18 protein-coding genes are annotated in these 13438 nt (G+C 65.3%); 6 read left to right on the top strand and 12 right to left on the bottom strand.

Annotation, left to right across the window (positions count from 1 at the left end; all coding sequences use genetic code 11):
- Nucleotides 1-63 precede the first annotated feature (63 nt).
- Entirely contained in the window at nt 64-333 is a 270-nt protein-coding gene (locus ACFPO9_RS06445) for a hypothetical protein (RefSeq protein ID WP_379768598.1), read from the top strand.
- A 151-nt stretch (nt 334-484) separates the two neighbouring features.
- Here ACFPO9_RS06445 and bamC read toward each other — a convergent pair whose 3' ends face one another.
- From bamC to ACFPO9_RS06405, 8 genes are all read right to left on the bottom strand, one after another.
- Nucleotides 485-1621, bottom strand: a complete 1137-nt coding sequence (gene bamC / locus ACFPO9_RS06440; protein ID WP_379768596.1) for an outer membrane protein assembly factor BamC — start codon at nt 1619-1621, stop codon at nt 485-487.
- 23 nt (nt 1622-1644) lie between these two features.
- On the bottom strand, nt 1645-2541 hold the full coding sequence (gene dapA, locus ACFPO9_RS06435) for a 4-hydroxy-tetrahydrodipicolinate synthase (RefSeq protein WP_379768594.1): 897 nt from the start codon (nt 2539-2541) through the stop codon (nt 1645-1647).
- 102 nt (nt 2542-2643) lie between these two features.
- Complete coding sequence (locus ACFPO9_RS06430) at nt 2644-3195, bottom strand: class I SAM-dependent methyltransferase (protein WP_379768592.1); 552 nt, start codon at nt 3193-3195, stop codon at nt 2644-2646.
- 7 nt (nt 3196-3202) lie between these two features.
- Nucleotides 3203-4405 carry a tryptophan--tRNA ligase gene (locus ACFPO9_RS06425; protein WP_379768590.1) on the bottom strand — a complete coding sequence of 401 codons (1203 nt, stop codon included), beginning with the start codon at nt 4403-4405 and terminating at the stop codon, nt 3203-3205.
- Nucleotides 4406-4420: 15 nt separating this feature from the next.
- Nucleotides 4421-5074: a site-2 protease family protein gene (locus ACFPO9_RS06420; protein ID WP_379768588.1), complete on the bottom strand. Its 654-nt coding sequence runs from the start codon at nt 5072-5074 to the stop codon at nt 4421-4423.
- 35 nt (nt 5075-5109) lie between these two features.
- Nucleotides 5110-5733, bottom strand: a complete 624-nt coding sequence (locus ACFPO9_RS06415) for an L-threonylcarbamoyladenylate synthase (RefSeq protein ID WP_379768586.1) — start codon at nt 5731-5733, stop codon at nt 5110-5112.
- Nucleotides 5734-5746: 13 nt separating this feature from the next.
- On the bottom strand, nt 5747-6580 hold the full coding sequence (locus tag ACFPO9_RS06410; protein ID WP_379768584.1) for a 3',5'-nucleoside bisphosphate phosphatase: 834 nt from the start codon (nt 6578-6580) through the stop codon (nt 5747-5749).
- Nucleotides 6581-6653: 73 nt separating this feature from the next.
- The gene (locus tag ACFPO9_RS06405; RefSeq protein WP_379768582.1) at nt 6654-7532 is read right to left on the bottom strand and encodes an alpha/beta fold hydrolase; all 879 of its coding nucleotides are present in this window, start codon (nt 7530-7532) and stop codon (nt 6654-6656) included.
- A gap of 166 nt (nt 7533-7698) precedes the next feature.
- Here ACFPO9_RS06405 and ACFPO9_RS06400 point away from each other — a divergent pair, with 166 nt between their 5' ends.
- The 5 genes from ACFPO9_RS06400 (at nt 7699) to ACFPO9_RS06380 (ending at nt 11074) form a co-directional block, all read left to right on the top strand.
- Nucleotides 7699-8223, top strand: a complete 525-nt coding sequence (locus ACFPO9_RS06400; protein ID WP_379768580.1) for a gamma carbonic anhydrase family protein — start codon at nt 7699-7701, stop codon at nt 8221-8223.
- A gap of 3 nt (nt 8224-8226) precedes the next feature.
- The gene (gene hslO / locus ACFPO9_RS06395; RefSeq protein ID WP_379768578.1) at nt 8227-9183 is read left to right on the top strand and encodes an Hsp33 family molecular chaperone HslO; all 957 of its coding nucleotides are present in this window, start codon (nt 8227-8229) and stop codon (nt 9181-9183) included.
- Between the two features lie 12 nt (nt 9184-9195).
- The gene (locus ACFPO9_RS06390; protein ID WP_379768576.1) at nt 9196-9621 is read left to right on the top strand and encodes an acyl-CoA thioesterase; all 426 of its coding nucleotides are present in this window, start codon (nt 9196-9198) and stop codon (nt 9619-9621) included.
- 115 nt (nt 9622-9736) lie between these two features.
- Nucleotides 9737-10501 (top strand): DUF3108 domain-containing protein, encoded by a 765-nt coding sequence (locus ACFPO9_RS06385; protein WP_379768574.1) that lies wholly within the window; start codon nt 9737-9739, stop codon nt 10499-10501.
- A gap of 228 nt (nt 10502-10729) precedes the next feature.
- A complete protein-coding gene (locus tag ACFPO9_RS06380; protein ID WP_379768572.1) occupies nt 10730-11074 on the top strand; it encodes a PAAR domain-containing protein in 345 nt (114 codons plus the stop codon).
- A 48-nt stretch (nt 11075-11122) separates the two neighbouring features.
- On the opposite strand, the gene ACFPO9_RS06375 is transcribed toward ACFPO9_RS06380, so the two are convergent.
- From ACFPO9_RS06375 to ftsB, 4 genes are all read right to left on the bottom strand, one after another.
- Nucleotides 11123-11896 (bottom strand): hypothetical protein, encoded by a 774-nt coding sequence (locus ACFPO9_RS06375; RefSeq protein ID WP_379768570.1) that lies wholly within the window; start codon nt 11894-11896, stop codon nt 11123-11125.
- Nucleotides 11893-12600 carry a hypothetical protein gene (locus ACFPO9_RS06370; protein ID WP_379768568.1) on the bottom strand — a complete coding sequence of 236 codons (708 nt, stop codon included), beginning with the start codon at nt 12598-12600 and terminating at the stop codon, nt 11893-11895. The genes ACFPO9_RS06375 and ACFPO9_RS06370 overlap by 4 nt, the downstream gene beginning before the upstream one ends.
- 180 nt (nt 12601-12780) lie before the next feature.
- Nucleotides 12781-13023: a hypothetical protein gene (locus ACFPO9_RS06365; RefSeq protein ID WP_379768566.1), complete on the bottom strand. Its 243-nt coding sequence runs from the start codon at nt 13021-13023 to the stop codon at nt 12781-12783.
- A gap of 10 nt (nt 13024-13033) precedes the next feature.
- Nucleotides 13034-13399, bottom strand: a complete 366-nt coding sequence (ftsB, locus tag ACFPO9_RS06360; protein ID WP_379768564.1) for a cell division protein FtsB — start codon at nt 13397-13399, stop codon at nt 13034-13036.
- Nucleotides 13400-13438: the final 39 nt, after the last annotated feature.

Genomic DNA, 13438 nt, shown 5'->3' with positions numbered 1-13438 from the left:
AATTACCGGTAATTATTCATCGCATTAGACGTACTTACCTTTTGAATTAACTAAGGAAAAACCATGAAAAAATCTCTGCTGATCGTCTCCCTGCTGGCCGTTGCTCTGGCTGCTTGCTCGAAGAAAGAAGAAACCACCGTGACCCCGGCTGCTCCGGCTGCTGAAGCCACCGCTCCGGCTGCTGCTCCGGCCGCTCCGGTTGACGCTACCGCCGCTCCGGCTGCTCCGGCTGCTGCTGACGCTGCTGCTTCGGCCGCTTCGGCTGCTGCTTCGGCCGCTTCGGCTGCTGCTGACGCTGCTGCCGCTGCTGCTGCTCCGGCTGCTTCGAAGTAATCTGTATTACTTCAAAAAGAACCGGCCTGCGGGCCGGTTTTTTTACGCCTGCAGATTTGGAAATCATTCCCGCTTTCGCGAATAGGCGTATTTACGCAGGGAATAAAAAAACCGGCCGCAAGGCCGGTTTTTCATCAGGAACCCATCCCGATCACTTCAGCTCGTCCGCCAGCAGCTTCAGGATCTTCGCGCCGGTGTCCGAGGTTTCCGGCTTGCCGTCATTGGTCTGCACGCTGATATCCGTCGTGACCGCGTTCGGCACTGCGGAGACCAGCACGCGGTAGCGCTGGGCTTCCTTGTTCTTGTCTTCGTTGCCGAACAGCTTGCTGAAGAAGCCGTCCTTTGCGACCTTGTCCGGATCGACGTAGCGCACGAAGTAGATGCCCTGCACGCGGTCGCGGTCTTCGACGGTGAAGCCGACGCGGTCGAGCGCCAGGCCGACACGGCGCCAGGCGCGGTCGAAGCCTTCGTCGACGACGACCTTGCCGTTTTCCAGCTTGGCGTGCTGGGCTTCCGGCGCGGCGTTGACGACGGCGGCGGTGGCCTGCTTCACGTCCGCCGGCTTGGTGCCGCCGGTTAGCTGGGCCATCAGGCGGCCCAGGAACTCGGCTTCGAGGCCCGGGTCGGTCGGACGCACGGTCCAGGTCGTGGTTTCCTTTTGCGGACCGACCAGGACTTCCTCTGCGCCGCGGTGGCTGATGTAGATCTCGGTCGAACCGTCGGGACGGCGCTCGAGGCGGGTGCGGAACTTGTCGCGCTCGCCGGTCGAGTAGGCCGAATCGAAGACCTTGCCGATGGTGCGGCGGATGATGTCCTGCGGGATCTTGGCGCGGTTCTCGGCCCAGTTGGTTTCCATGACGCCGGTCTGGGCATTCTCGGTTTCCACTGCGAAGCCGACGCTTGGCCAGAAGGCCTGGAGCTGCGGCCACAGCTGTTCCGGGGTCTGCTTGACCACCAGCCAGCGCTGGTTGCCGGCGCGCTCGATGTGCACGGCCTCGGTCGGGACCGGGCCCACTGCGCTGCCTGCCACGGCCGGCGCAGCCGGGGTGCCGCGCGCCTGCTGGAAGCCGGAGGCGGTGGCGACGCCGCGGCCATCCGGCACGGCGTAGCGGTTGTCTTTCTGGAGCTGGGTCAGGTCCGGCGGGATGTCGAGCGGCGCTGCTTTCTTGGCGGCGCGGTAGTCCACCTTGTCCGATTCGAACACGGTCGTGCACGCTGCCAGGCTGAATGCCAGGGCGGTCAGAGCGACGGTGCGGGTAGCGTGGTGAGTCTTGATCTTGCGATTCATCATGTGTTCTGAGTCTGAAGCTATCAAAGTACGCCCGATTCGCGCAACGCTGCGCGGACGGTGTCGTGGTATTGCGCGGACAGCGGCGCCAGCGGCAAGCGCAGGCCCGCCGGCATCTTGCCCATTTCAGCCAGCGCCCATTTGACCGGGACCGGATTCGGTTCTACGAACAGCTTCGCGTGCAGCGACAGCACGCGCTTATTGATTTCCACGGCACGGGCAACCTGCCCCGCCATCGCCGCCTCGCACAGTTCGTGCATGGCGCGCGGCGCGACGTTGGCCGTCACCGAGATATTGCCGGCGCCGCCCATGAACATCAGCGACATCGCGGTCGGATCGTCGCCCGAGTACACGCCGAACGAGGATTTACCGCCGGCAAAGGAACGGTCGATCTCGCGCAGCAGCTCGGCGCCGCGGCCGATGTTGCCGGTCGCATCCTTGATGCCGACGATGTTCTCGATCGGCGCCAGGCGCAGCACGGTCTCGTTACTCATGTCCGCCACGGTGCGGCCCGGCACGTTGTACAGGATCACCGGCAGGTCGACCGCTTCCGCGATCGCCTTGAAGTGCCGGTACATGCCTTCCTGGGTCGGACGGTTGTAGTACGGAACCACTTGCAGCGAGGCGTCGGCGCCGACATCCTTGGCATGGCGGGTCAGTGCGATCGCTTCCGCGGTCGAGTTGCCACCCGAGCCGGCGATCACCGGAATACGGCCAGCGACGTGCTCGACCGTCAGCCTGATCAGTTCGCAGTGCTCTTCCGGGCTGACGGTCGCCGATTCGCCGGTCGTACCGACGATGACGATGCCGTCCGTGCCTTCCGCAACATGCCAGTCGATCAGTTTTCGGAGGCTGTCCTTGTCCAGACTGCCATCTTCAAACATCGGAGTGACGATTGCTACTATGCTGCCCTTAATCATAATCAGTGGACCGTGCCGTTAATAAATAAAAATTCGATTGTACTGGATAGCCCGAGGTTATGGTTCATTCCACTTTAGATAAATGGATCGGTTACAGCTCGGTTACAAATTCACCCGATCGAGCCTGGCCGCCCCCAGGTCGAAGCCCTGCCCCACCGCGCACAGCCGCTGCACGCGCGCCGGCTTGGGCAGGTCGACGACGCCGTCTTCATAGGCCAGCACCCGCAAAGCGCCGCGCGCGGCCAGTTCCAGCAGCTCTCCCGGATTCAACAGGAAGTCCGGGTTCGACGGTTTGCCGAAGATTTCGTTCCCACGGGCGAAGGTCTCGTAGATCAGCACGCCATCCGGCGCCAGCGCCGCGGCGATCCGGCCGAACAGCGGCCGGTGCAGGTAATTGGTGACCACGATGCCGGCCAGGCTGCCCGGCGCGAAGGGCCAGCCGGCGCCCGGCGCTTCCAGGTCGTGCTGGACCGTGACGATGCCCTGCCCGGCGGCCCCAAGCAAGGCCTGGGCGTCGCGGTCGAGGGCGGTCACGGCGTGGCCGAGCGAGGCCAGCAGGCGCGCATGGCGGCCGCTGCCGCAGGCGAGGTCGAGCGCCTGTCCCGGGCGGATCAGCGGCGCCCAGCGGGCGACCCAGGGGGAAACCTCAGCCATACGAGGATCAGCCATAACTGAGGCCCATGGCCTCGCGCACGTCGCGCATGGTTTCCTGGGCCAGCCTTCTGGCCTTCTCGCAGCCGTCGGCGACGATCGCGCGCACCAGCGTGGGGTCGTCCAGGTATTGCTGGGCCCGTTCGCGCATGGGTTCCTGCTCGGCCAGCACGGCGTCGACCACCGGCTGCTTGCACTCGATGCAGCCGATGCCGGCGCTGGTGCAGCCCTGCATGACCCAGTCGCGGGTGGCGCCGCTCGAATAGACCTCGTGCAGCTGCCACACCGGGCACTTGAGCGGGTCGCCCGGGTCGCTGCGGCGCACGCGCGCGGGGTCGGTCGGCATGGTGCGGATCTTCTTCGCCACCGAGGCCGGATCCTCGCGCAGCGAGACCGAGTTGCCATAGCTCTTGCTCATCTTGCGGCCGTCCAGGCCCGGCAGGCGCGAGGCTTCGGTCAGCTTGACTTGCGGCTCGGCCAGGATGATCTTGCGGCTGCCCTCGAGGTAGCCGAACAGGCGTTCGCGGTCGATGTTCGACAGGCTGCCGGCATCGTCCAGCATCGCCCGCGCCTGCGCCAGGGCGGCGTCATCGCCTTCCTGGCGGTAGGCGGTCCGCAGCTCGGTGTACAGGCGCGCGCGCTTGCTGCCGAGTTTTTTCACCGCGTCGAGCGCCTTCCGCTCGAAGTCCGGCTCCTTGCCGTACAGGTGATTGAAGCGGCGTGCGATCTCGCGCATCATCTCGACGTGCGGCACCTGGTCTTCGCCCACCGGCACCTGGGTCGCGCGGTAGATCAGCACGTCGGCGGCCTGCAGCAGCGGATAGCCGAGGAAGCCGTAGGTGGCGAGGTCGCGGCTGGCCAGGTTCTCGATCTGGTCTTTATAGGTCGGCACCCGTTCCAGCCAGCCCAGCGGCGTGGCCATAGCCAGCAGCAGGTGCAGCTCGGCGTGCTCCGGCACCCGCGACTGGATGAAGATGGTCGCCTGCGAGGGGTCGATGCCGGCCGCAAGCCAGTCGATCACCATGTCCCAGGTGCTCTTTTCGATGATGCCGGGGTCGTCGTAGTGCGTGGTCAGCGCGTGCCAGTCTGCCACGAAGAACAGGCAGGGCAGCTCGGACTGCATGCGGATCCAGTTCTTCAGGGCCCCGTGGTAGTGGCCGAGGTGCATGAGCCCGGTGGGGCGCATGCCGGAAACGACGCGCTCAGGAAACATGGCTAGCCGCCTGGATCAGCTGAGAATGGCGCTGAGCGGGTAGACGATCACCTGCAGCAGCAGTTGCGCCACCGCGATCACCGGGATCACCCAGTAGGGCAGCAGCTTCAGCAGCATCAGGCCCAGCAGGATGAAGAAGCCGTAGGGCTCGATGCGCGCAAATTTATAGGCCAGCTTGTTCGGCAGCAGGCTGAACAGCACGCGGCCGCCATCCATCGGCGGGATCGGCAACAGGTTGAAAGCGAGCAGCACCAGGTTGGTGAGGACACCTGCCTGGGCAACACGGTTCGGGAATGGTTCGGTGACGCCGAAGTAGTCGAGGAACATCCCCAGCAGCAGCCACAGCAGCGCCATGCCGAAGTTGGCCGCGGTGCCGGCCAGCGCCACGAAGGCCATGTCGCGCTTCGGCTTGCGCAGGCGGCCATAGTCGATCGGCAGCGGCTTGGCATAGCCGAACGCGAAGCCGGTGGTCAGGTACAGCAGCGCCGGCAGGATCACGGTGCCGAAGGGGTCGATGTGGGCCAGCGGGTTGGTGGTGACACGGCCGGCCGCGAAGGCCGTCATGTCGCCGAAGTATTTTGCGGCATACGCCTGGGCGGCGTTGTGCATCGTGATCGCAAAAAGAACGGGCAGTGCATAGACTGCGAGGTTACGTATTTGTTCATCCATACAGGGATTCTAACAGACGAACCGAAGCCGACGGATCAGAGCCCGAACGCCGCCGGATCGCCGCGGCCTTCGCGCAGCAGCACCGGCTCGTCGCCGGTCAGGTCGACGATGGTGGTGGGTTCGAGCGTGCCGGCGCCGCCGTCGATCACCAGGTCGAGCTGCTTGCCGAGACGCTCCCTCACCTCTTCCGGATCGGACAGCATGTGGTCGTCGCCGGGCAGCTGCAGGGTGGTGCCGATCAGCGCTTCGCCCAGTTCCTCCAGCAGCGCCAGCAGGATCGCGTTCTCGGGCACGCGCAGGCCGATGGTCTTGCGCGAAGGGTGAGACAGGCGGCGCGGCACCTCGTGGGTGGCGTCGAGGATGACCGTGTACGGACCGGGCGTGACGGCCTTCAGCAGGCGGTAGCGGCGGTTGTCGACGCGCGCATAGGTCGAAATTTCCGACAGGTCGCGCACCAGCAGGGTCAGGTGGTGCTTCTCGTCCACGCCGCGGATCCGGCGCAGCTTTTCGACCGCGGCCTTGTCGTCGAGGCGGCAGACCAGCGCATAGGCCGAATCGGTGGGCGCGGCGACGATGCCGCCCGACTGGATGATCTGGGCGGCCTGGCGGATCAGGCGCGGTTGCGGGTTATCGTGGTGGATTTCGAAGTATTGGGTCATATGCGGCCCTTGCTTAAAACCAGTCGTGCCATACCGGGGTGACGCCCGCCGGGAGCGGCGGCAGCTTGTCGAACTCGATCCGGGACTCGCCCGGCGCATGGAAATCGGTGCCGCGCGAGGCCAGGAAGCCGTAGCGGCGCGCCGCTTCGGCATAGGTCTCGTACTGGTCGGGCGTATGGCTGCCGGTGACCACTTCGATGGCCTTGCCGCCCAGCTGCTTGAATTCGTCGAACATCGCCCCTTCCGCCACCGGCGAAAAGCGGTAGCGGCCCGGGTGGGCGATCACGGCCACGCCGCCGGCCTTGCGGATCCAGCCGACCGCCTCGGCCAGGCTGGCCCAGCGGTGCGGCACGTAGCCCGGCTTGCCTTCGGTCAGGTATTTGCGGAAGACGTCGGAAGTGGTGTTGCAGGCGCCGGTCTCGACCAGGTAGCGCGCGAAATGGGTGCGCGACAGCAGGTCCGGGTTGCCGACATATTTGAGGGCGCCCTCGTAGGCATCCGGGATGCCGGCCCGTTCCAGCTGGGCCGCGATCTCGCGCCCGCGCGCGTCGCGTCCGGCGCGCGTGGCCGCCAGGCCCTGCACCAGCGCCGGCTCGTCCTCGTTCACCTGCAGGCCGACCACGTGCACGGTCTCCCCGCCCCAGGTCACGGAGATCTCGACGCCCGGAACGAAGCGCATGCCCAGCGCCGACGCCGCCTCGCGCGCGGCCTTGGTGCCGCGGATCTCGTCATGGTCGGTCAGCGCCCACGCATCGACCCCGCCCTTGCGGGCATAGGCCGCCACGGCGGCGGGTGCGAGCACGCCGTCGGAGACGCTGGAATGGCAGTGGAGGTCGACTTTGAGCATGCCTTCATTGTAACCGGATCGGACCGATCACGACGGCATGGGTCCGCGTGGGCACAGGGTGCCCACCCTACCATCAAACCGCGAGGAATTCTTCGATCATCCCGGCAAGTAACGCCGGCTGGTCATGATGCAGCATATGCCCCGCCTCCGGCATCATGCGCGGCGTCACCTTCGCCAGGTGCCCCATGCGGCGCTCGACTTCGGCGCGCGCCTGCTCCTTCGGCCCCATCCACATCCACATGTTCGTGTGCTCGGCCTCGACCCACAGCACGGGCGCGGTGACGCGGCGCCAGCAAGCCAGGACCTCCTCGACGTGGTACAGCAGCGGGCCGCGCATCTTGTGCGCCGGGTCGCCCAGGATTTCCCACTGGCCCTCGTCGTTCTGCGCGGCCCAGTGCGGGGCCAGGAAGGCGGCGCGGTCGAGCGAAAGGCGCGGATTGGTTTTCTGCAGGCGCGAGGCCACCTCGTCCAGGCTGGCGTAGGGGCGCATGCCCGGCGGCGACTTCAGCTCGTCCAGCCAGCCGGCGTAGCGTCCCGGCGCCGATTCCGGTTTCGTTGCCGCCAGGCCGAAGCCTTCCAGGTTGACCAGGCGCGCGACGCGCTCCGGCCGCACGCCGGCATACACGCTGACGATATTGCCGCCCATGCTGTGGCCCAGCAGATTGACCGCCTCGCCCGGCGCGTAATGGTCGAGGATGGCGTCGAGGTCGGCAAAGTAGTCCGGGAACCAGTAGGTGTCCGTGCCCGCGCGCTCGGACAGGCCGAAGCCGCGCCAGTCGTGGGCGATCACATGCCAGTCGCCCTTCAGCGCATCGACCACGAACTGGAAGGAAGCCGACATGTCCATCCAGCCATGCGCCATGAAGAGCTTGGGCGCGCCTTCCCTGCCCCAGTGCCGGACGTGGGAGCGCAGACCGCGGATGCTGAGGAATTCGGAACGGGAAGGTGTCATGGCTTGGCTAAAGAGAAAATCGAACGGGCGTTCGCATTATAAGCACAAGCGGCTTGATTTGCCGAAGGGCGCCCCCATCTCAGCCCCTTGCCGGACGACAGCTGGCGCGAGGGCGTAAAATAGCGTGCATACCACCTCAACCTTACAATCTTCCGCGAGCACATCCATGGCAATTTACCAGCTGGGCGAACATGCGCCCGAGATCGACGCTTCCGCCTACGTCGCCGATTCGGCCAATCTGATCGGCAAGGTGACGATAGCAGCGAAGGCATCGGTCTGGGACGGGGTGACGATCCGCGGCGACAACGAGCGCATCACGGTCGGCGAAAACAGCAATGTGCAGGAAGGCACGGTGATGCACACCGACATGGGCTTCCCGCTGGTGATCGGCAAGGGCGTCACCATCGGCCACCAGGCCATGCTGCACGGCTGCACCGTCGGCGACGGTTCGCTGATCGGCATCCAGGCCGTGGTGCTGAACGGCGCCAGGATCGGCAAGGGATGCCTGGTCGGCGCCGGCGCCCTGGTGACCGAGGGGAAGGAATTCCCGGACCACTCGCTGATCCTCGGCACCCCGGCAAAGGTAGTGCGCACCCTCACGGAAGAAGACCTGCTCCGCCTGCAAGGCAATGCCGCCAGCTATGTCGAGCGCGGCCAGCGTTTCAAGGCGGAACTCAAGAAAATCGGATAAAGAATGACGACTGATACCAGCAAGGACATCCTGCAAAAATTCATCTTCGACAACGCCGCCGTGCGCGGCGAACTGGTCGAGATTTCAAACGCCTGGCGCGAGATCCAGTCGCGCCACGTCTACCCAAAGGCAGTGAAGGGCTTGTTGGGCGAGATGGTCGCCGCCGCCGCGCTGCTGTCGGCCAACCTGAAGTTCAACGGCTCGATCGTGATGCAGGTCTTCGGCGACGGCCCGGTCAAGCTGCTGGTGGTCGAGTGCGACGCCGAGCTGCACCTGCGCGCCACCGCCAAGCTGAGCCCGGGCGCCGTGGTGCCGGACGATGCGTCGGTGACCCAGCTGCTGAACGTGGGCGGCCAGGGCCGCTTCGTGATCACCCTCGACCCGAAGGACAAGGTCCCGGGCCAGCAGCCCTACCAGGGCGTGGTGCCGCTGCACGGCGAGGACATCGCCACCGTCATCGAGAACTACATGCTGCGCTCGGAGCAGATGGACACCAGGCTGTGGCTGGCGGCCGACGACAATGTCGCACGCGGCCTGCTGCTGCAAAAGCTGCCGCGCAACAGTGAAGTCGAAGGCCAGGTGGCCCAGGCGACCGAAGAGGAAGACGCCGAGACCTGGGACCGCGCGCTGGCGCTGGGCGGCACCCTGAAGCAGGACGAGCTGCTGAGCGTCGACGTGGAAACCCTGCTGAGGCGCCTGTTCTGGGAAGAGACGATCCGCGTGTTCGATCCGCTGCACCCGGAATTCCACTGCAGCTGCTCGCGCGAGAAGGTCGGCAACATGCTGAAGATGCTGGGCAAGGACGAAGTCGATTCGGCCCTGCACGACCTCGGCCAGCTGGCGATCAACTGCGACTTCTGCGGCAAGCACTACGAGTTCGACGCGGTCGACTGCGCCCAGCTGTTCGCCGCCGACCTGACCGCCGACGCGATTGCGCCGGCGTCCGATGTGAAGCACTGATCACCGGTCCGCATGCGCGACACGCCCCGCTCCGCCTTCCCGCATTTCTGCGAGATCGCCACCCGCTGGATGGACAACGACGTCTACGGCCACGTCAACAACGTCCATTACTACAGCTACTTCGACACGGCGGTGAACCGCCTCCTGATCGAACGGGGCGTGCTCGACATCCACGGCGGCAGGACGGTCGGCTTCGTGGTCGAGACCGGGTGTTCGTATTTTGCCCCGGTAGCGTTTCCGGACACGGTGCACGTGGGCGTGCGCGTGGCCAGGCTGGGTAATTCCAGCGTGCGCTACGAGATCGGGCTGTATCGCAATGAGGACGAGATGCCGGCCGCGGCCGGGCATTTCGTGCATGTGTATGTCGATCGCGAGACGAATCGGCCGGTGCCGATTCCGGGAGACGCGCGCGCGCTATTGGAAACGCTGCAAATGTAAGCGGTCGTTCCCGCGAAGGCGGGAACCCAAGTTAAACGTGCATATCCATTTGTTGTTGATCTGACATATACATTATCGGCATACTCGGCGGTATTCCTTTTCCGTCGAGGTCTTCATGCGCCGCATCCTTCTTCCCACCCTCCTCGCCTGCCTGTGCACTTCCGCCCAGGCCGCTGTCACCAGCATCGACGTCGGCGCCGCGCTGCCGCGCTTCAGCCTCGTCAAGCCCGGCACCCACCACTACCTGCGCTATTTCCGCACCGCCGACGGCGCCAGCATCCCGCTCGACATCTGGGCGCGTGAAGTGCGCTTCGAGCAGCGCGACGGCAAGCAGCAAATGCACATCGTGCAGCGCTGGGACGGGGCGATGGCCTCGCCGACCACCCCTGCCGCCGTCAAGCGCCTCGACTCCTGGTTCGAGACCGCCACCTTCCGCCCGCTGAGCCACGTGCGGATCACCGAGCGCGACGGCAAGAAGCTGGTCGAAGGCTTCACCTTCGCACCGGACCGCGTGAGCGGCATGCCCGACCTGGCGGACAATGCGCAGAAGGCGCTGTCGGTGGCGTCCCCCGAGCCGACCTTCAACTTCGAGACCGACATCGAATTCCTGCAGGCGCTGCCGCTGGCCGAGGGCTATGAAGCCAGCATCAACTTCTACCACCCGGGCGGACCGGCCCCCAAGCGCTACAGCTTCAAGGTGGCCGGTTCCGCGACCATCGCCGGCCCGGCCGGTCCGGTCGACTGCTGGATCGTGACCACCGACTACGGCACCCCGGGCGCGGACTCGACCTTCTGGTTCGCCAAGGGCAGCCAGCTGATGCTGCGCCAGGAAAGCGCGCCGCGCGACGGCAAGGTGCTGGTCAAGACCCTGATCGACTGAAAAAACCCGACAGCCGGACCGTCAAGCCGAACCGGAAGGATTGGTGTCGGAATTCCCTGAATCCCCGCCTCGCTTATTTCCGACTTGAGAAAAATCAATTGGCGTGAATCAACGTCGCGGTCCAATGGCGACCGGTGTACGAATCCGTACACACGGTGCCGGGACAATGTCGCTTTTGTACAAAAGGCGCATTGCCCCGGTCAGTCAAATCCGTCTGTTCCGCGTAAGGTGCTTGCCCGCTATCCGATTGCAAGCGTCGGCTCGCGCACCAGCCGCGGCGGCCAGGTTGTGCTGGCATCGAATGACCCGTTCGCGGACGATTTCCACGTCGCCTGCGTCGGCGACCGCGTTCGCTACCCGGACGGCAGCGAGAGCGTGATCGTCTCGGGCGCCGGCCACGCCTCGACCATCGCCAACCGTCCGATCGCGCTGGTCGGCAGCCACGTCGCCAACGGCGACCGCATCGTCATGCGCGCCCAAAGCATCGGCGAAATCGTCGTGCTGGAAGGCGAACCCGTGCCGGGCCTGCTCGAGCCGGGTTATGTGCCGCCGTCGGCGGGCAGCGCCGCCTGAGCATCGCCAGGCCTCCGCTGCCGGCGCCGCCCTTCGGCTGCCGGCGGCTCAGGCTGGATCCGCCTGCTGGCCGCTCTCGGCAAAGGTCACGATGTCGAGCGGTCCGGAAAATTCGATCACGTCGCCGCTCTTCATGCGCTCGGGATCGATCCGGAGGAGCTTGCAGTTGCCGATGCTGCCGTCGGCCACCGATTTTCCGTCGATGAGGATGTCGCCGCTGGCGTCGAGGAAGCAGGCCTTGATGGCATCGTGCTTGTCGCGCTTCAGGTGGCGCAGCTGCCGGTTGAAATAGGAAATCTTCCCGAGCAAGGTATCGATCTGCTCCGAGGCCTTGCCGAGGTCGGCATAGCGGATGCGCTGGCCGGCGCCCACCCGCAGGGAAAAATACAGGTAGAGCGGCCTGGTGGTCGGCTCCCTGAACAGAATGCTGCCCTTCTCCCGATAGGCGCCGTCCACGTCCGGCAGCACGAAATAGCCGCCGCGGCGCACCGGCACGTTCAGGTCCACGGAAGGGCTGACGATCGCGACACCCCAGCGCTGCGGCATATAGGCATCCTGCTCGGCATCCGACATGAACGGGTATTTTGCGCGCACCAGCACGTCCACCAGCCTCGGCTCGGCCGGCTGGTAGGACTGGAGCAGCCGGAAGCTCTCGATCACGGGACGGTAGGGCAGCTCGCCGAACTGCTTCGATTCGCTGACCTTGACGGTGAGCGGCGCGGCGGCCTGGGTGGCCGGCGCCTGGTTCTGCGCAGCCCCATGTGGCGTCCACATCCAGGCCAGTGCGCACGCGAGCGCGGGCAAGGCCCCGAACTGCTTCATGTCCTTGCCGGCAGGTAGGGCGCGGTCTCGACGATCGTCACGATGTCGAGCGGTCCGCTGAACTCGATCGTCGCCCCGCTCGCGGCCCTGGACGGGTCGAATTTCAGCACGGCGCAGTTGCCGACGGTGGCGTCGGCGGCCGGCTTGCCGTCGATGAGCAAGGCGCCGCCGGGTTCGAGGAAGCAGGCTTTGATGCCATCGTATTTGGCATATTTTTCGGTTTTCATGGAAAGGCGGTAGAAGGGCATGGCCTTCTGGACAGCACGTAGCTCGGTCATGGACTTGCTGAAATCCGCATACGAAAGGCGCTGTTCGGAGCCGATGCGCACGACCCAGCCGACGTCCAGGAAGTTGTGCCGGCTTTGTTCGCTGAACATCAGCGTGGCGTTCTCTTCGTAAGCCTTGGCGTTGGCCGGCAACTGGAAGTAGCCGCCGCGCCGGATCTCCAGGGTCTGGTCGACCGAATCGCTGACGATCGAAACGCCCCATTTCGCCGGCCGGTAGGCTTCGCGCTCGGGCATGGGCAATTCGGTGAATGAAATGCGAAACAGCGCGTCGAACATGCGCGGTTCGGGCGGGAGGTAGCCTTGCACGTGCTTCTGGATGTCGAAGAAGGCGCGGTAAGGCAGGTTCCCGGCGTTTTTACGCGCCTGCACCTGGATGGCTTTCGGCGCTGCGGCCTCTTCTTGCGCGTGGGCCGCCATCCCGCTTGAAAAGAGGCATACGGCAGCGAACGCAAAGGCGGGACGGGCTGCGGTCCCAACAGACAAGGAATACAAGAGGTCCCCCAAAGAGTTGGCTTATGGGAAACAATTGTATTCGAAAATTCCTTGAGGGTAACTTAATTCCAACTTAAACAAATGACAACCGGAGCCAGGCGCTTGTCAGGGCAGGTGCAGGTCGATGACCTTCATGATGGCCAGCGTGGTATCGAGGCTCATCTCGCCGGCCAGCATGGCTTCGGCAAGCTCGGCGCGCGGCAGGTTGGCGGCGGCGGCCAGCGCAGGCAGGCCGCTTGAACCCGCGACCATCGCCAGTGCGGCACGCATGGTTTCGGCGTTGCCGCTCTCGAAGGCCGCGGCCAGGCAGGCGGCGACGGCTTCCAGGGTGTTCAGTTGGTCGGTCATGGAGAAATACTCAGTCGTCGAGCGGCTTCTGGGGCTTGGCGCCCTTCGCGCCCTTCGGTTCGCGCGGCGGCGGCGGCGGCGTCATCATGACCGCCGGCTTTTCATCCTTGCGCAGCACCTGCACGAAGATCTCGTTCTGCTTGATCATGCCGAGTTCGTAGCGGGCGCGTTCCTCGACCGCTTCGGTGCCGTCCTTCAGGTCGCGCACTTCGGAGTCGAGCTTGGCGTTGCGCGCCTTCAGCTGGTCGGTGCGCGCGTGGCTGTCGGCGAGCTGGCGTTCCAGCTCGCCGACGTTCAGCCAGCCGCCCTTACCCAGCCACAGCGGGTACTGGATCAGCAGCAGTAAGGCGGCAAGAGCGAGGGTAATGAGGCGCATGAATGATGAGTATACGAAAAAATTCCCGCCAGCCGATGC

This window comes from Massilia aerilata, from assembly GCF_042656905.1.
In the GTDB taxonomy this organism is placed as follows: Bacteria; Pseudomonadota; Gammaproteobacteria; order Burkholderiales; family Burkholderiaceae_D; genus Telluria; species Telluria aerilata.
This window is presented reverse-complemented; position numbering and strand designations above follow the sequence as displayed.